The 16,582-nt window shown below is 38.9% G+C and carries 16 protein-coding genes; 9 read left to right on the top strand and 7 right to left on the bottom strand.

Translation table 11 applies throughout. From position 1 onward, the window contains the following. Positions 1–28 precede the first annotated feature (28 nt). Both P20480_RS08200 and smpB read right to left on the bottom strand, forming a co-directional pair. Entirely contained in the window at positions 29–2,620 is a 2,592-nt protein-coding gene (locus P20480_RS08200) for a TonB-dependent receptor (protein WP_008130068.1), read from the bottom strand. A gap of 421 nt (positions 2,621–3,041) precedes the next feature. Further along, positions 3,042–3,521 carry an SsrA-binding protein SmpB gene (gene smpB / locus P20480_RS08205; protein ID WP_006793936.1) on the bottom strand — a complete coding sequence of 160 codons (480 nt, stop codon included), beginning with the start codon at positions 3,519–3,521 and terminating at the stop codon, positions 3,042–3,044. A gap of 145 nt (positions 3,522–3,666) precedes the next feature. On the opposite strand from smpB, the gene P20480_RS08210 reads away from it, so the two are divergent. After that, the gene (locus tag P20480_RS08210) at positions 3,667–4,107 is read left to right on the top strand and encodes an SRPBCC family protein (RefSeq protein ID WP_008130065.1); all 441 of its coding nucleotides are present in this window, start codon (positions 3,667–3,669) and stop codon (positions 4,105–4,107) included. After that, entirely contained in the window at positions 4,104–4,427 is a 324-nt protein-coding gene (locus tag P20480_RS08215) for an RnfH family protein (RefSeq protein WP_008130063.1), read from the top strand. The genes P20480_RS08210 and P20480_RS08215 overlap by 4 nt, the downstream gene beginning before the upstream one ends. A 54-nt stretch (positions 4,428–4,481) precedes the next feature. Here the strand turns inward: P20480_RS08215 and P20480_RS08220 are convergent, their stop codons facing one another. After that, a complete protein-coding gene (locus tag P20480_RS08220) occupies positions 4,482–4,841 on the bottom strand; it encodes an outer membrane protein assembly factor BamE (RefSeq protein ID WP_008130061.1) in 360 nt (119 codons plus the stop codon). 107 nt (positions 4,842–4,948) lie between these two features. On the opposite strand from P20480_RS08220, the gene P20480_RS08225 reads away from it, so the two are divergent. Next, entirely contained in the window at positions 4,949–5,266 is a 318-nt protein-coding gene (locus tag P20480_RS08225; protein WP_008130059.1) for a GIY-YIG nuclease family protein, read from the top strand. Here P20480_RS08225 and P20480_RS08230 read toward each other — a convergent pair. The 4 genes from P20480_RS08230 to ilvC form a co-directional block, all read right to left on the bottom strand. Continuing rightward, positions 5,236–6,153 (bottom strand): M20/M25/M40 family metallo-hydrolase, encoded by a 918-nt coding sequence (locus tag P20480_RS08230; protein WP_008130057.1) that lies wholly within the window; start codon positions 6,151–6,153, stop codon positions 5,236–5,238. The two genes, P20480_RS08225 and P20480_RS08230, sit on opposite strands and share 31 nt — an antisense overlap. Then, on the bottom strand, positions 6,150–7,325 hold the full coding sequence (locus tag P20480_RS08235) for a tetratricopeptide repeat protein (RefSeq protein ID WP_008130055.1): 1,176 nt from the start codon (positions 7,323–7,325) through the stop codon (positions 6,150–6,152). Before P20480_RS08235 ends, P20480_RS08230 begins: the two co-directional genes overlap by 4 nt. Positions 7,326–7,443: 118 nt before the next feature. Continuing rightward, positions 7,444–9,357, bottom strand: a complete 1,914-nt coding sequence (locus P20480_RS08240; RefSeq protein WP_008130054.1) for a methyl-accepting chemotaxis protein — start codon at positions 9,355–9,357, stop codon at positions 7,444–7,446. A gap of 178 nt (positions 9,358–9,535) precedes the next feature. Beyond that, positions 9,536–11,008 carry a ketol-acid reductoisomerase gene (ilvC, locus tag P20480_RS08245; RefSeq protein WP_008130053.1) on the bottom strand — a complete coding sequence of 491 codons (1,473 nt, stop codon included), beginning with the start codon at positions 11,006–11,008 and terminating at the stop codon, positions 9,536–9,538. 134 nt (positions 11,009–11,142) lie between these two features. On the opposite strand from ilvC, the gene ilvY reads away from it, so the two are divergent. From ilvY to P20480_RS08275, 6 genes are all read left to right on the top strand, one after another. Further along, on the top strand, positions 11,143–12,048 hold the full coding sequence (gene ilvY, locus P20480_RS08250; RefSeq protein WP_008130052.1) for an HTH-type transcriptional activator IlvY: 906 nt from the start codon (positions 11,143–11,145) through the stop codon (positions 12,046–12,048). Positions 12,049–12,160: 112 nt separating this feature from the next. After that, complete coding sequence (locus P20480_RS08255; RefSeq protein WP_008130051.1) at positions 12,161–13,207, top strand: GGDEF domain-containing protein; 1,047 nt, start codon at positions 12,161–12,163, stop codon at positions 13,205–13,207. A gap of 287 nt (positions 13,208–13,494) precedes the next feature. Then, positions 13,495–14,214, top strand: coding sequence for a MipA/OmpV family protein (locus P20480_RS08260; protein ID WP_083830903.1), 720 nt, complete (start codon positions 13,495–13,497; stop codon positions 14,212–14,214). A gap of 13 nt (positions 14,215–14,227) precedes the next feature. After that, a complete protein-coding gene (locus tag P20480_RS08265; RefSeq protein WP_008130049.1) occupies positions 14,228–14,596 on the top strand; it encodes a DUF3019 domain-containing protein in 369 nt (122 codons plus the stop codon). Between the two features lie 14 nt (positions 14,597–14,610). After that, a complete protein-coding gene (locus P20480_RS08270; protein ID WP_008130048.1) occupies positions 14,611–15,303 on the top strand; it encodes a response regulator in 693 nt (230 codons plus the stop codon). 21 nt (positions 15,304–15,324) lie between these two features. Continuing rightward, positions 15,325–16,569 (top strand): ATP-binding protein, encoded by a 1,245-nt coding sequence (locus tag P20480_RS08275; RefSeq protein WP_008130047.1) that lies wholly within the window; start codon positions 15,325–15,327, stop codon positions 16,567–16,569. The last annotated feature ends 13 nt before the right edge of the window (positions 16,570–16,582 follow it).

The following is a 16,582-nucleotide window of genomic DNA, read 5'->3' as shown; positions in this document are numbered from 1 at the left end:
GTTGGCGGTTTTTTTGTTTGTGTAGCGTTTAGAAAGAAAAGCTTACTTTAGTATAAATATAACGACCGCGTGGGTTATGAACACCCGAGGCGTAGCCGTATAAATCAGAATCACCGTCACCAATTGCAAATGGTGGCTCTTCATCAAATAAGTTATTAATACCTAACGATACTTTAGCAGAGTCAGAAACACGGTAAGACGTTTGTAAGTCAACCAGTGTTTGCGAGTCAACCATACGTGATGTATTAGTATCGAAATCTAAGTTACCATCGAAGTCGATATCTGGTGTATCTTCAAACTCACCAACATAACTAATGTTTAAGTTAGTGTTAAACGCGCCCATTTCCCAGTTAGTTGAGAAGATAAAGCGGTGCTCTGGGTACCCATATTCACCGGTGTAATCGCGGCCATCTTTTTCAAATTTATCTTGGTATGCCCATTCTAAATTGAATTTTAATAAGCCTAAATCGTCAAGCGAGTGATTGTAGTTTGTTGAAATATCAACGCCCGACACTTCTTGCGATGATACGTTTTCAAAGGTGCTAAATATTTTTTGAATAGTACCTAACGCATCGCCACCATTTGGTGATAAACGAACACATACGGTGCTGTTTTGGTTATTACATTCAGAGGCGTAAATAGGGCCAAATTCTTGCTCGTCAATTTTGTTATCTTGTGTGATGCTCCACACGTCTACGCTCAGACCAAATTCGGCTGTTGGTGCCCAAATAAAGCCAACGTTCCAAGATTCAGATTCTTCTGGTTGTAGATCGGGGTTACCTGCAAACTCAATGTTGTAATCAAGTGCGCTACAGTCTTTCCCTGTTGCTTGACAGCGATACGTGTCTACAAAAAACTGACTTTCTTGAGATGGACCTAAACCAACTTGTGCAAGAGAAGGGGCTCTAAAGCCTTGCGCCCATGAACCACGAACCGTAATTTCATCGGTTGGTGCCCAGCGAAGTGCAACCTTTGGATTGGTCGTGGTGCCAAAGTCGCTGTAGTCATCGTAACGACCTGCCAGTTGTAGCTCTAGGGTTTCTGCAAGTGGAATTGAAAACTCAACATACGCGGCGTACTGGTCTCTGTTTGCTGATGCAGATACAGATTCAGTACCAAATATTAAACCACGTTGAAATTGATCATCAGGAATATCGCTGACGTCTTCTTCACGGTATTCGATACCTGCGGCCATCATCACAACATCGTCGCCAAAGCTAAATGCTTCACCAGTAATGTTTGCGTCAAATGAAGTCATATGCGATTCGCCACGACGAACAAGGCTGGTAGTAATTCTGTTTACAACTGCCGGATCGTTGTATGTACCGCCGAATGGGTTGTAATTACCTGCGTCAATTTCTTGTTGTAAAAAATCTGTACGAACCCAACCTTGCGAGCGGTCGCCGGTTTGCATTGATTTACTGCGACCTTTTTGTACTGCTGTTTCCCAGCTCCAGTCGTTAATTTCGCCTTTTAAGCCAGCTACAATTCGCATTGTGTCTGATTCAATATCCCATTGGCGGGCACCCGCGTCTACAGTACGGTAGCGGCCAATTTCGATGTCTTGCCCAAATGGGTTATTAGGGTGATTTGCTGGTACCGTTAAGCCTGCATCTTCGTCAAGTGGGGTTGGTGCACCCGCTGCAACCGACGTATTGTGCTGAACGGCCATTTCTAAAAAGCCCGTAATGCCATTGTCAAAACGATATTCAAATTGCGATATTGCACCAATACGCTCAGCGGCTGGGGCTATGTAGCCAAACGGGCCATAATCAAATAAACAGCTTCCGCTTGCAGTTGCGTTTTCTGCTGGGCAATCTGGGTCAATTGTTTTTACACCATCAACGTAAAAGTAGCCAGGGAAGCCACGAGATGAACGGAAATCTTCACCGCCATAAGGTGATTGGTTTGCGGTGCCTAAGCGGCCCATTTCATCTGATGAAAGCGATGTGTTTTTAAAGTAATCAATGATTACTGACGCACTGCTTTTTTCGCTAGTGGTACCCCAAACAACACTTGCTGTCGTTTCTTCATAGTTAGGGCCATCAGTGCCGCCGTACCCTAAGTTTACCTCTACGCCATCGATATCTTTTTTCAAAATAACGTTAACAACACCGGCTACAGCATCAGAGCCATAGATTGCAGATGCACCGTCTTTTAAAATATCGATTCGTTCAATAGCCGATACTGGAATGCTGTTTATATCGACAAACGAATTAGTTATCCCTTCTGCAAACGCACTAATTGAGACTCTGCGCCCGTTAATCAGTACAAGTGTTGCATCGGCACCTAAGCCTCGCAAGCTTACAGCGGCAGCTCCATTTGCCGTCGAATCTTGGTTGTTACCACGTGTAGAAAAAGTACCACTGCCTGCAACAGGCATTCTTTCGAGTAGTTGTTGAAGGTTATCGTAACCCATGTTTTCAATATCGGCTTTACTGATTGATTGCACCGGTGATGGGCCTTCAATGTCAGAGCGTTTAATACGCGAGCCTGTAACTTCAATGCGTTCTACTTTTTTTGCTTCTTCAGCGGCGTAAGTTGTTGTTGTAAAGCCCGCTGATAATGAAAGTGTTGCGCCAATAATAATACTTGGCGTAAATGCAATTGATTGCTTCATCCTTAAATCCTTGTTGATATGTAATAAGTTTAGTTGCTCAATACCAATCCTTTTAAATTGTTAAATAAATCCCATATTTAAGCGGATTGATATAACAAGCGACGACATTAATATCATGTAACTTAAGTGTTAGCAATGAGACTGAAATGTGATTTTAGTATGGGTTTTAGTGTGATTTTGGATGATTTTAAAGCAGATGTTATGCGCTGAAGCAGGTTTAAATAGGCGCATATGCTTTATTTTAGAAATAAAAAATACAACCTCATTGAGAGTAATAATTAAATTAATTGATTCACAATAAAATTGTAATAAATTATTTATAGGTATATTTAGGCTGAATAATGGTCTTGTTGTGTATTAATAAAACAAATGGTGCTAGGTTTTTTTATAAAAAAAAGCCTAACTGAGTTAGGCGTTTTATTTAAACTTTGTGCTTCATTAAGCGCTCTTTTTCGCGCGACCAGTCTTTATTTTTACCGTCTTCGCGTTTGTCATGCATTTTTTTACCTTTTGCTAAATGAAACTCAAGTTTCACCCAACATTTTTTCCAATACATGGCTGTAGCCACTAATGAATAGCCGTCACGTTCAGTTGCTCCCACTAAGCGGTCAAGTTCTCGTCTGCTTAGTAAAAGCTTTCGGTAACGCATAGGGTCGCAAATAACGTGAGTAGAGGCACTATTTAATGGTTGAATTTGACTACCAAGTAAAAATGCTTCGCCGTTTTTAAGGTGTATATAAGTTTCAGAGATATTTACTTTACCAGCTCGGATACTTTTTACTTCCCAGCCTTGTAGTTCGACACCTGCTTCAAACTTATCGTGTAAAAAATACTCATGTCGCGCTTTTTTGTTTAGCGCGATGGTATTGCTTGTCGATTTTGATGAATTTTTCTTAGCCATAGTGCCCTATAATATACGTAATGTGAGATGTTTTACATCGATTTTTAGTAATGATTTTAAAAAATTAGATCTAATTTATACGTCATGAAAGTTTGGGGAAACGAACAAAGCTTGCTAAAATTCGCCCACACATTTGGGAGTGAGTATGCCACAAATAGAAAAAAGTGCGCTGGTTATGTACAGCACTAAAGAAATGTTTGATCTAGTTAATGATGTAGAAGCTTATTCTCAGTTTTTACCAAATTGTTCTGATTCAAAAATTGTTTCGCAGCACCATAATAACATGACCGCGAGTATAGAAATATCTAAGGCGGGTATAAAAAAGTGGTTTACTACCGAAAACACCTTTATAGACGAACAAACCGTGTTATTAAAACTGGTTGATGGTCCATTTAAAACGCTTAAAGGGCGTTGGCATTTTCAAGCATTAGATGCCCATGCATGCAAAGTTTATTTAGAGCTTGAATTTGAATTTTCGAGCAAAATTATTGAGCTTGCGTTTGGTAAAATTTTTAATGATGTTGCAAAAAATATGGTAAGTGCCTTTACTTCGCGGGCTAAAGAAGTATACGGAGCGCGAATATGATTAACATTGAAGTTGTTTTTGCTTTACCTACTACTGCAACCTGTTTATCGATTGAGGTGCAGCCAGGCTGCACGGCCGAACAAGCGGTTATTCAGTCGGGTATTATTGAAAAGTGCCCTGAAATAGACGCAAATGCACTTACATTAGGTGTATGGAATAGAACAGTTAAGGCAAACTACGAATTAAAAGATGGTGATCGTATTGAAATATACCGTCCATTAATTGCAGACCCTAAAGATGCACGAAGAAAACGCGCTGAAAAGGCAAAAGAAGAAGGCCGAGCAAATAAAATAACGGGTGGTCGCCCACTCGAGCGATAATTTAGGTATAAAAAAAAGGTAAGCAAAGCTTACCTTTTTACTTTAGCGACAATATTATTGTTCTAAAGGGGTGTTAAAATTTTCTGGCTGATCGTAGTCACCTGAAAGCGAAACAAGTTTTTCATTTTCAAAGTTAATCACTAGCTCTTTATGTTGCTCGTTTTCACGGCCTTTATTGAAGCTGTAAACATAACGCCATGTGTTGTTATCAAAAGCATCTGTGGCAATAGGACGGCCTAATACATAAATAACTTGGTCTCGAGTCATGTTTACACGAAGATTTTCAACATCCGATTGCTCTAAAAAGTTACCTTGAGGGATGTTTATTCTGTATACCCAGCTAGAGCAACCTGCTGCAGAGCTAAGTGTTAAAGCGACGATAAGCCAAAGAGAAAAAGTTTTTAACGACTGCATTGTTTGTTGTGATCCTTATTTTTTATAATCTGCATGATACCGATTAGTCACTGAAGGTAAAACCCTTTTAAGCAATTGTTTTGAGTTAAGGGTATTAAGGTAATATTTTGACCACCAATAATGAAAAAAGTTTACAAACCCTAGAGCCAAAAACACATACTTCAGGCACTTTATGGCACTTGTACATAGTGCAAACACGGTTTGGGCACTGGTATACCGGCATTACTACTAATGTAGATAAGCGCTTTGCAACGCATCAAGCGGGTAAAGGGGCGAAAAATTTAAAAGGTAAAGGGCCTCTTATACTTATTCATCAGCAGGAAGTTGGGAGTAAAAGCGAAGCGAGTAAGCTTGAGTGTAAAATAAAAAAGTTACCAAGGGCAAAAAAAGAGGCTTATGTTTCAGCGTTTAAATCATCAAAATGATGGTGCGCTAACTGTTTAATAAAGCCCTCTATTGCGAGTACGGTACTTACATACTTAGGTATATCAATGTGCTGTACGGTGTCTTTAGTTGTGTGGTGGTGAGGGTCGTGACCCATTCCAAAGTACACGTAAGATATTTTGTTACGCGCAAATGAATAATGATCGCTTGCTCTATGCCAATCAATATTTTGTGATTTAATTAGCCGATTCATTTGTTTTGACGAATAGACAGGTTTGATTGTTATTTTAGTGTTATTTAAGGCGGTGAATACGGGCTTAAGTTTTTGTTTTAATGAGTAGGATGTTAATGCATACACGCGGGATTTATGTTTTTTCACCCCAAGCATATCTAAATTTATATTCATTAAAATGTTATTCGAGTTAAGCGTTTGTGCAAAGTGTTTACTGCCATGTAAGCCATTTTCTTCTGCGTCAGTTAATACAAATACCAATTCGTAAGGGAATTCTTTATTTTGTAACGAAGACGCCAAGTAAAGCAGGGCAGCAACGCCTGTTGCATTGTCGTTTGCCCCAAAATAATATTGTCCACCTCGCTTACCAAGGTGATCGTAATGGGCTGTAATAATTATTTTTTTACGTTGTGTTGATTTGGTGGGCACTGCAATAATATTAATGCCTTGTGCATGCTCAAAAATGCCTGACTTATAAGTAAACGTTTGCTCACTTACATTTAGGTTAAACTTAGAAAGCCTACTATGTAGGTATGATCGCGTGTTTACTGCACCTTCTGTTGCTGTTTTTCGGCCCATGAGCGCATTGCTTGCTAAGTGGTTTAAATCATCAATAAGCTGCGTGTGTAGGGCATTCCCATAACTATTAGTGCACACACATATTAAAATTAAGCATAAAAAGTATTTAATGGTCATAGTTTTGCTGTTAATGAAAGTAATGCGTTTAATTTACTCTCATAACGTTTTTTGTCATGTAAAAAGTCAGCTTTTTTGCCTGCTTGTTCAAGATGGTATATCGCTTTTTGGGTGTTTCCCCATTTAAAGTACACGCTAGCTTGACCAAAGTGGCTTTCGTGTAATGAGGGCGCAAGGCTATAGGCTTTTTTATAATGTGCTAATGCAAGTGCAAAATTAGATTGCTCAAACTCTGTATTACCAAGGGATATATAGTAATAAGGGTTGTTTTGACGCTTGATGTGTAATTTTTTTAAGATGTCAGTGCCTAACTTCGACCGGCCTGTTAGCTGATACAAAACAGCCAAGTTACCTTGTGCAGTATTGTTGTTTTGATTAAGCAATATTGCGTGGGTGTAGGCTTTTTCAGCTTCAGTTAAGTAGTTTAACTGTCGAAACAATACGCCTAAGTTCCCCCATCCAGCACTAAAACTAAAGTCGACTTTAACTGCATTACGAAAGTAGTTATAAGCTAAGTCGTACTGCTTATTAACAAGTGCAATAGCCCCTTTATTGTTATAAAACATGGCTGTGATAGTGTTTTTGCTAATAGGTGTTGTTTTAAAGCGAGCCTGACGGCTATTAGGGTCAAAGTCTATTATTAAGCGTTTTTTACCTTGGTAAATAAATACAGACTGGTTAGAAGGTTCAGTGGCGGTATAAATACTTAAGTTAATGTGGCCTGTCAGTAAGTTAAATCCATTGTTAAGAGCCCAATATTCTGGGATATGAACGTTATTAAACCGCGCTTTTATACCTAAATAGTCAGCAAGGCTATACGCTAAAATAGAGAGCGATAAGCAATTTGCATTTAAGTTTTTAAAGGTTTGTGATGCGGTGAGGGTTGCCCCCGATTGATATGAAAGCGAATCATCACCATTTTTAAGTAAAAAGCTCAATATATTGTGTGCTAGCGTTTGGGTAGATTGCTTACTTTTTAAATGGCTTTTGAGCTGCTGCTTGAGGCTGTCGCTAAGAGTAAATATTTCTTCTGGTGATTCTAGAGTATGTGACTCAAACGAATTTATTTGGAGCAGTTTAACTGGTGGTGCGACAAGCGGTGTTGAACTGCATGCGCTCAGCGTAAACAGCCCTACAAATATGATCAAAAACTTAAATTGATTGGTTTGCATAACCACCTCCAAACTAATTGTAGTCGCAATTTTGTTTAGAGGAGGTGTTTAATACCAATTCGCGTTGATATCAACCCATTGGGATCATTGATTAAGCAATTGGTATAGTTCAGAGGTTTTAACGGTGTTTTTCAAAGGTTGCCACTAAGGCATCTAATGTTTGAGCGCTGCTTGCTAGGTCACGAATAGCTTGCTCAGTGTTAATTTGCTCACTCATGGCGTTGTCGCTAATTTCGCTAATTTGCTCAATGTTACGCCCTACATCGGCGACTACATTACTTTGTTGTTCGGTAGCCGTTGCAATTAGGGTTGCCATGTCATTTATTTGATTAGATGTTTCGCTAATTACATCAAGTAACTCAACGGAGTTTTGCATGGCCCCCACACTTTGCTGCGCTTTATCTTTTGACTGGCTAATATCTTTTACTACGTCATCCGATATTTGGGTTAGCTCTTCAATCATTGATTGAATTTCGTTGGTTGATTGTGAAGTGCGGTTTGCCAGCGCTCTTACCTCATCGGCAACAACAGCAAACCCTCTACCATGCTCACCAGCACGTGCAGACTCGATTGCCGCATTTAACGCCAATAGGTTTGTTTGTTCTGAAATACTGCGAATTGCATCAATAATACTGGCAATATCAACCGTCTTTTTAGAGAGTAGTGACACTTGCTCTGTTATGCCGTCAATGTCGCTTGCAAGCGCAGAGATAGTTGCTTGGCTTTGCATTACCTGATTGTGGCTTTGCATTGTGTTTTCGCGACTGCTATCGGTAAGCTTGGCGGCGTTAGCTGCGCTTTGAGCAATCTCTTGCACTGTTGCACCCATTTGGTTAATGGCTGCGGCTACAGAAATAGTTTGTTCTTTTTGGCTGTCTATAGCCTGAGAATTACGTTTAGCTTGTTCAAACACATGGTCAGAACTGCGCTTTATATCGTGGCTTTCTGTAGCAACTTGGCCAATGGCTACTTCAATTTTACTAATAAACTGATTAAAGCCCGCGCTTAAGTTATTAAGCTCGGCTTGGCTTGATTCGGGTAACCTGTATGCTAAGTTTGCGTCGCCAGAACCTAAACGAGAGAATAATTCGCCCATTTTAAATAACGGCGAAGACAACGAACGCGCTAATAAGTAACTAATCAGGCTAGCAATTAAGGCAATGATTAAAGTAAATGTAAATATTTGCCACTGAAGCGTACTTACACTTGCAAATACTTCACTTTTTGGCACTTGAGCCACAATAAATAAGTCAGTATTTTCTATCGGGGTCGCTGCTACGAGAGTGGCTTGGCCATCGAGGTCGATTTCTTTTAACCTAAAGCCATTCGAGCTTAATATTTGATTACTAATATTCGCTTCATAAACCGAGTCAATGTTTGCTTTTGCTACTTTACTTGAATCTTTGTGTAATTGAATAAGGCCGCTTTTATCAGCAATAAATACAAACCCTGTTTGCTCAATTTTAAATTGTTGCAGTAGCTTTTGCATGTCAGTAATACTTTTTGCAAGCCCTGCCAAACCTTTACCATTTACTTGTTGGTGGTTAATGAACATTTTTACGTCGTTCACTGACTCTTGGTAAATACTGATAGAGTAGGGTTTTCTTGATTCTTTGAAGGCAAAAAACCACCCATCGGCTTCATCGTTTTTTAGTACGCGTAAAAAACCATCCTGATTCCAGTATTGTGCGGTATTTCGGTTAGCCCACGATGCAGTCGCTAAGTCGTATTGTTCTACCAAGCGGTTAAGCTCTTTTAAAAGCAATGCATCGTTATTATTAGTTTGTGACCATTGTAAAATAAATTCGTTTGATGAGAGTTGCTCTGCAGCACCAATTAGCATGTTTATTTCACCACCAATGTGGTTACTAATTGTTTGCAGCTTACCTGGTAGCTCTGACTCAATCATGCGTTGTTCTATTATATCTTCAGAACTGTATAACGATGTAATGCCAATGAGTGCTGCAACAAAAATAGCGATGCCACTGCCAAGTGCTGTGATTTTTTGAGTAATAGAAAGGTTTTGTATCATTTTATAATAATTTTTTACAACGAAGTAGAATATGATGTTAGCACACAATTTATTTAGAGTTAAATAATGCGAATGAACAAAAAAATAGCCTCTTTTTAACTAAACTATAAGGCATAAAAAAGCCCACACGCAAAGCATGTGAGCTTGGTTTCTAACAAGCGAAACTTAAAGGATAACGTTAAACAATTTTTTTCATTGCTGACATGTAGCCACGTAATTTAGCGCCTACTATTTCAACCGGGTGCTCACGCAGCGCTGTATTAATTTCAATTAACGCTTTGTTGTCTACCTGGTTACTTTGCTCACCTAAGCCTTTACCAATTACATCTGTGTCAATATTTTTCATAAAGTCAGCAAGTAATGGTAAGCAAGCATGGTTATATAAGTAACACCCATATTCAGCAGTGTCTGAAATAGTACGATTCATTTCAAATAACTTTTTACGTGCAATGGTATTAGCAATCAGCGGTGTTTCGTGAAGCGACTCGTAGTATGCTGACTCTTCAATAATGCCTGCCGCTGTCATAGTTTCGAACGCAAGTTCAACACCTGCTTTAACCATAGCGACCATCAAAATACCGTTGTCGAAGAATTCTTGTTCTGAAATTTCTACATCACCAGCGGGTGTTTTTTCAAAATTAGTTTCAGCTGTTTCTGCGCGCCATTTAAGAAGGTTAGCATCATCGTTTGCCCAATCTTCCATCATTACTCGTGAAAATGTACCGTCGATGATGTCGTCTTGGTGCTTATTATAAAGTGGACGCATAATAACTTTTAGCTCTTCACTAAGTTCAAACGCTTTCACTTTTGCTGGGTTAGATAAACGGTCAAGCATGTTTGTTACGCCGCCGTATTTAAGAGCTTCTGTGATCACTTCCCAACCAAATTGAATTAGTTTAGATGCGTAACCTGCATCAATTCCTTTTTCAATCATTTTGTCAAAACATAAAATAGAACCCGTTTGTAACATGCCGCATAAAATAGTTTGCTCACCCATAAGGTCTGATTTAACTTCAGCAATGAATGACGATTTAAGCACACCTGCGCGGTCACCACCTGTGCCAGCAGCGTAGGCTTTAGCTTGTGCTAGGCCATGACCTTGTGGGTCGTTTTCTGGGTGAACGGCAATAAGTGTTGGTACACCAAAGCCACGTTTGTACTCTTCACGTACTTCAGAACCTGGGCATTTAGGTGCAACCATGATTACAGTGATATCTTCGCGAACCTGCATGCCTTCTTCAACAATATTAAAGCCATGTGAGTAAGCAAGTGTAGAACCTTGCTTCATTAACGGCATGATGGCGTTAACGACTGATGTGTGTTGTTTATCTGGCGTTAAATTAAGTACTACGTCAGCTGTTGGAATTAGCTCTTGGTAAGTACCTACAGTAAAGCCGTTTTCAGATGCGTTTAAAAATGATTGGCGGCGCTCAGTAATAGCTGAATCGCGTAACGTATAAGACACGTCTAAACCTGAATCGCGTAGGTTAAGGCCTTGGTTTAAACCTTGTGCGCCACAGCCTACAATAACTAGTTTTTTACCTTTAAGTGCGTTAACACCGTCTGTAAATTCGCTTGCGTCCATAAATTCACATTGCGCTAATTGCGCTAATTGTTCGCGTAAAGGTAAGGTATTAAAGTAATTCGCCATTGTTAGTGTCCTATAAATATGTTTGTTAGATGCGCTGTATTTTGCGCTTGTAAACACCATATTTAAAAATGTTACTTGCGTAAAATGATATATTTGAATTAAAGTATTTCAAAATATGAAATACTGGTGTTGCTATGGATCATAAGCATTTAAAATATTTTTTAGCGTTGGCTAAAACACTGCACTTTGCTAGAGCAAGTGAGCTTTGCCATGTGAGCGCGCCTACATTAAGTCGTAATATTAAACACCTAGAAGAAGAGGTGGGCGTTGCGCTATTTATGCGCGATAACCGCAGTGTAAAATTAACAAAAGAGGGAGAGTCTTTTATTGATTACGCCACTGCTACCCTTGCTAACTGGCAACGATTTAAAGCTAATGTGAAAGAGCCACAGCAACATATTTATGGAAAAGTCAGTATTTATTGCTCTGTTACCGCGTCTTATAGTTTTTTGCATCAAATTTTAGAGCAACTCAGAGCGCAGCATCAGTATATAGAAATAACCTTAAATACGGGCGACCCTGCGTTAGCTATAAACCGTGTGCTAGATGGTCATGAATCAATGGCAATAGCAGCTAAACCTGGAAAATTACCCGCGCAAATTGCTTTTGTAGATATAGGCCATTCACCATTAGTGCTTATTGGTCCAAAAGTTCAATGTACGATTACTGAAAAATTAACATCAAACAATACAGAGCTTGATTGGTCTGAATTAGAGTTTATTGTGCCTGAACAAGGCTTTTCTAGGCAGCGCCTAGAAATGTGGTGGCGAAAAAACAATATTCACGGAAAAATTTATGCACAAGTGGCGGGGCATGAGGCAATGGTCTCTATGGTTAGCCTAGGATTTGGTGTAGCAATGGTTCCTAAAATAGTATTAGATAACAGCCCACTAAAAGATAAAGTACAGATACTCACACCAAAAATGCAAGCCCCTGAAGGCTTTGACATTGGCTTAGCAGTTTTAAGGAAAGAGCTCAACGACCCCGCTATTAGTGCTTTGTGGAATATTGCACAAACTTTAGACGCAAAAGCGATTTAGATTTTTTTACCGTTAAATAAGTTCATAAAATAGTATTATTATGGCTTGCGTAAAGGTTTACTATTACTTAACATTGAATGCTAATAATAAAAATGACGCTTGAGAGTTCTTTATGAATAATGCTGTATCACTTTCTCATTCCGCTCAGTATTTAAAAAAAGCAGTACCCATGATGGTGAAGTACCGTATGCCGGTAACACCTATTAATTATGCTATTTGGTATTGCTATTTTCAGGGTAATAAACCGTCTTTAAACATTGAATTAGATCAAGTTATTTCAGAGCACCAAACATGCACTCAAAGTAAAGCAAAAGAAATATTTGATAAGCATCTTAGTGATGAAGATTTAGCTCTTTTTCAGGAAATGTCGGATAAATTTCATAATACGGTTGAAAATATCCAGCAAGATATAAGTATTACACTTGGTCATTCTAAAAGTTTCAGTACTTCACTGATTGACTCGCAGAACGAAATAAACAGCCTGATAGGTACCAACTCTTTTAACGATATTCTTGGTTGTGTTGAGCGTTTGACCGATGAGTCAATTGCAATGCAAGACTCTGCTCGTGAATTTCAAACAAAGCTATCGGTTGCATATAATGAAATTAAAGACTTAAAAGAAGCGCTTAATCTTTCTAAAGAAGCTGCCGACACAGACCCGTTAACAGGTTTTTATAACAGAGGTAAATTTGACTCTGATATTAATGACTTTTGCCGTGAGTACTCAGAGCAAACGACAGAAAGCTCCCTTGCTGCACTGATTATGTTTGATATTGATCACTTTAAACGATTTAACGATGACTTTGGCCACCAAAAAGGCGATGAAGTTATTAAGCTAGTGGCAAAAAAAGTAAAAGAAAATTTAACTGACAAAGCAAAAGTGTATCGCTACGGCGGGGAAGAGTTTTGTATTACTGCTTATTTTGACACCATAAATGATTTAGTTGCTTTTGCTGAGTGTATAAGGCAAGAAATTGCGAAATTAGCTATTCGAAAAAAACAAGATGTAAACAACAAACGTGCAATATCAGCAAGCTTTGGTTTAGCTATGCTACGACCGTTTACAAAAAGCTCAGTGCTGGTTGAGCGTGCTGATAGAGCACTTTATATTGCTAAGACACATGGACGCAACCGAGTAGAAATAGCCCCTGATATCTAATTTTTATAAGGGGTTTAAACTTTTACTTTGTGTATAAAAAGTGTGAATGATTGTAATCAGCTACAGATAGTTTTAGGTAACCTTGTTACTATCCGTAAATAAATAATTTTATGTTCTGATTTACGCTGATGCGGTTTAATTTCTTTCTATTTACCATTCTTTGTTTAAATTTTTTGCTCACTTGTTTTACATTAAGTGCCAAGCCAAATACGCATTCGGATCAAGAGTTCTCAGAGCAGCATGTTCAATCTCATCAGCTAATTTTTAGTATTAACGCAGGTGTCGGTGTGATCACTAATCCTTTGCGTGGTGGTGATAATGTTCCTTTAGTCGTTATTCCTCAAATAGCGTTTTATGCTGAAGATTGGTTTTTTGATAATGGTCGTTTAGGCTATTCTTTACTTCAAACTTCTAAACACCAATTTAACGTTGTTAGCGAGCTTAATACTGAGTCTCGTTTTTTTATAGATTGGCATCCAAGTAATGTGCTTACGCTGCAAAGCAGCAGTGCAGATAGCCCTTTTTATTTGCAGGCTGCAGAGGCCTCATCAGTAAAAAATGTTAATTTAAATGACCTACATAAACGCAACCTAGCCCTAGACACAGGGCTTGCTTATCATTATGTGAGTGATCACCAAGTGTTTTCTGTTCAATTACTGCATGATGTGACAAATGTTTATAACGGTGTTCGCGGTGCATTACAGTGGCAATACCATACTCAACTAGGGCCCGTAAATATTAAACCATCGTTTGGTTTAAATTATAAATCTGCGGAACTAAATACCTATTATTATGGCCTTAAAGACGGCGAAACTTTATTGGGCCATGTTGAGGTTGCCAGCAGTTGGCAACCTTATGCAAAAATTGATGGGCGATTACCCTTAAGAGATGAGTATTCTGTTCGTTTCCATTTAGCTTATTATGACTACTCGGCTATTAATGATAGTCCGCTGTTAGAGCGTGACTATTCAATGACTGCATTTATAGGATTCGAACGCACTTTTTAATATGAAACATCTAATGGTCATTTTATTTTTAGCGCCACTACTTATCCACCTCGGTAATGCGCAAGCTGCGTCGTTTACTGTGTCACCCAAAGTTTGTGTCATTTCTCAGGTACAGGACTTTTGCGATCTTGATTTAAAGTTTGAATGGCAGGGCGATGTGGTGGGGGACGTTTGCATATATGAACAGAGTAAAAAGATACATTGCTGGCAACAGCAGCGCGCAGGAGAGTTTAATTATAAAGCGCGTGTTCAGGTCGAAACCATATACTCCTTAATCAATTCGAAATCTGGCGTGTTAATAGCTAAAGCACAGGTTGAAGTACAAAGTACTCATGTACAAAAAAGTAGGCGTCGGCTTCGTTCACCATGGAGCTTTTTTTAATTTAGGAGCAATCAATGCCAAAAATTCTACTTGTTGAAGATGATCTTGGTTTACAGCAACTCACAAAAGATTACCTTGAACATAATGGATTAGAAGTCGCAGTTTTAGAACGTGGTGATGAGGTGTTTAGTTATTTAGAAAATAATCACGCCGATTTAATGATCTTAGATGTTATGTTGCCGGGCAAAGATGGATTTAGCGTGTGTCGTCAAGTGCGTGATAAGTTTTCTTTACCAATTTTAATGTTAACCGCTAAAAGCGAAGATTTTGACCAAGTATTGGGTTTAGAACTTGGCGCAGATGATTATGTTATTAAACCAGCTGAGCCTCGTGTGTTACTCGCAAGAGTCAATGCGCTATTACGCCGAGGTCAAACAGTGACAAAAACGAGTGAAGAATTACAGTTTGGTGATTTAATCATTGATAAGACTAGCCGTATAGTGCAATTATCTGACAAAGAGATTGTGTTAACGTCACATGAGTTTGAGTTACTTTGGTTGTTAGCCTCAAACGCTGGCCAAGTGCTTAGTAGAGAGCATGTACACCAACATATGATTGGTCGCCAATATGACGGGCTCGATCGCACCGTTGATGTTCGAGTGTCGCGTATTCGAAAAAAGCTGGGTGATAATAGCGACAAGCCATTTCGTATAAAAACAGTATGGGGTCAAGGCTACTTATTTGTTTCCGATGCGTGGGATCTTTAAATACAAGGTTAATAGGCATTAATGGGAAAGCTGTTTGCAAGTTTATATATTTATATTGTGGTTTCATTGTTTGTTGTTAGCGGTGTTATAGAACAATTATGGCCATATGATGAATCGCAACAGCACGTTTTTCTTGATGACGAATTTGGGCAGTCGCTTTGGCTGCTTTCACAAACACCCAATGGATTAGCAAAATTAAAGGAGCACTACAAAAGCCTTGTTATTAGCCGTGCTGATTTAGCACTACCTCAAGAACAACTGGCTCAGTTAAATAGTCAGCATTATCTATATTTATATGACAAACAACAGCGAGTTGTTTGGTATATTACCCTCAATGACTATGAGCTTTTGCAGGTAGGGCCTATAGGATTAGATACCCCCGTAACGACCTCTGTATGGCCATACGTATTATTGCTCACTATAGTGGGGATTCCTGTAGGCTTATGGAGCTTTCTACTTTGGCGTGACTTCTCTAAATTGCGTAATGCATGTAAAGCCGTTGAAGGTGCTCAAGACTTTCAACTCTCTGATACTTCCAAGTCGTTTTTTTTACCAATTACTGAAACACTCAGTTTAATGCAACAACGCATCAGTTTTTTATTAAACGCTCAACAAGAGCTGACTTCGTCGGTTTCTCATGAATTTAGAACCCCCTTAGCTCGCTTAAAGTTTGCAACAGTAATGCTAGATGAACGTTTATCAGATGAAAAAAGTGAAGTTTATATTGCTAATATGAACAGCGATATTAATGAGCTTGAAAGTTTAGTTTCTGAGATGCTTGATTACGCAAAACTAGACTCTCAACAACCTAGCCTAAAACCATACCCAACTGATTTGGTTGAGTTAATAAAAGTTAGCGTTGAAAAGCTTAATTTTGATAAGAAAATTAGTTTGGATGAAGCATTACCAAGTAGCCTGATTTACCAATGTGATCCGCATTTTATGGCGCGCGCTTTTCAAAATTTAATTGGTAATGCAATTAAATACGCTAATAGCCAAGTTAAAATATCGCTTGTTACTCAGCATAACGAGGTACAGTTTGTAATTGAAGATGATGGCAGGGGCGTTGCTGAAATAGAGCGAGAAAACGTATTTAAGCCCTTTACGCGGCTTGATAAAAGTAGAGGCAAAAAAACAGGTGGATTTGGCCTTGGGTTAGCGATTGTTGCTAAAATTATTGCTTGGCATCAGGGAAGTTATCGTGTTGAACATTCGTCTTTAGGTGGAGCAAAGTTCATTATCAGCTTACCCATAGAGCAAAACTAAAAATAAAAAAGAA

It is taken from the genome of Pseudoalteromonas sp. BSi20480, assembly GCF_000241365.1.
GTDB classification, from domain to species: Bacteria; Pseudomonadota; Gammaproteobacteria; order Enterobacterales; family Alteromonadaceae; genus Pseudoalteromonas; species Pseudoalteromonas marina.
The sequence above is the reverse complement of the archived record's forward strand: the minus strand, read 5'-3'. Positions and strand labels throughout refer to the sequence as shown.

What these genes read in the sequence shown, in the direction of transcription:
- P20480_RS08200 (WP_008130068.1), bottom strand. Translation starts at nt 2,620, where the DNA reads ATGAAGCAATCAATTGCATTTACGCCAAGTATTATTATTGGCGCAACA.
- smpB (WP_006793936.1), bottom strand. Translation starts at nt 3,521, where the DNA reads ATGGCTAAGAAAAATTCATCAAAATCGACAAGCAATACCATCGCGCTA.
- P20480_RS08210 (WP_008130065.1), top strand. Translation starts at nt 3,667, where the DNA reads ATGCCACAAATAGAAAAAAGTGCGCTGGTTATGTACAGCACTAAAGAA.
- P20480_RS08215 (WP_008130063.1), top strand. Translation starts at nt 4,104, where the DNA reads ATGATTAACATTGAAGTTGTTTTTGCTTTACCTACTACTGCAACCTGT.
- P20480_RS08220 (WP_008130061.1), bottom strand. Translation starts at nt 4,841, where the DNA reads ATGCAGTCGTTAAAAACTTTTTCTCTTTGGCTTATCGTCGCTTTAACA.
- P20480_RS08230 (WP_008130057.1), bottom strand. Translation starts at nt 6,153, where the DNA reads ATGACCATTAAATACTTTTTATGCTTAATTTTAATATGTGTGTGCACT.
- P20480_RS08235 (WP_008130055.1), bottom strand. Translation starts at nt 7,325, where the DNA reads ATGCAAACCAATCAATTTAAGTTTTTGATCATATTTGTAGGGCTGTTT.
- P20480_RS08240 (WP_008130054.1), bottom strand. Translation starts at nt 9,357, where the DNA reads ATGATACAAAACCTTTCTATTACTCAAAAAATCACAGCACTTGGCAGT.
- ilvC (WP_008130053.1), bottom strand. Translation starts at nt 11,008, where the DNA reads ATGGCGAATTACTTTAATACCTTACCTTTACGCGAACAATTAGCGCAA.
- ilvY (WP_008130052.1), top strand. Translation starts at nt 11,143, where the DNA reads ATGGATCATAAGCATTTAAAATATTTTTTAGCGTTGGCTAAAACACTG.
- P20480_RS08255 (WP_008130051.1), top strand. Translation starts at nt 12,161, where the DNA reads ATGAATAATGCTGTATCACTTTCTCATTCCGCTCAGTATTTAAAAAAA.
- P20480_RS08265 (WP_008130049.1), top strand. Translation starts at nt 14,228, where the DNA reads ATGGTCATTTTATTTTTAGCGCCACTACTTATCCACCTCGGTAATGCG.
- P20480_RS08270 (WP_008130048.1), top strand. Translation starts at nt 14,611, where the DNA reads ATGCCAAAAATTCTACTTGTTGAAGATGATCTTGGTTTACAGCAACTC.
- P20480_RS08275 (WP_008130047.1), top strand. Translation starts at nt 15,325, where the DNA reads ATGGGAAAGCTGTTTGCAAGTTTATATATTTATATTGTGGTTTCATTG.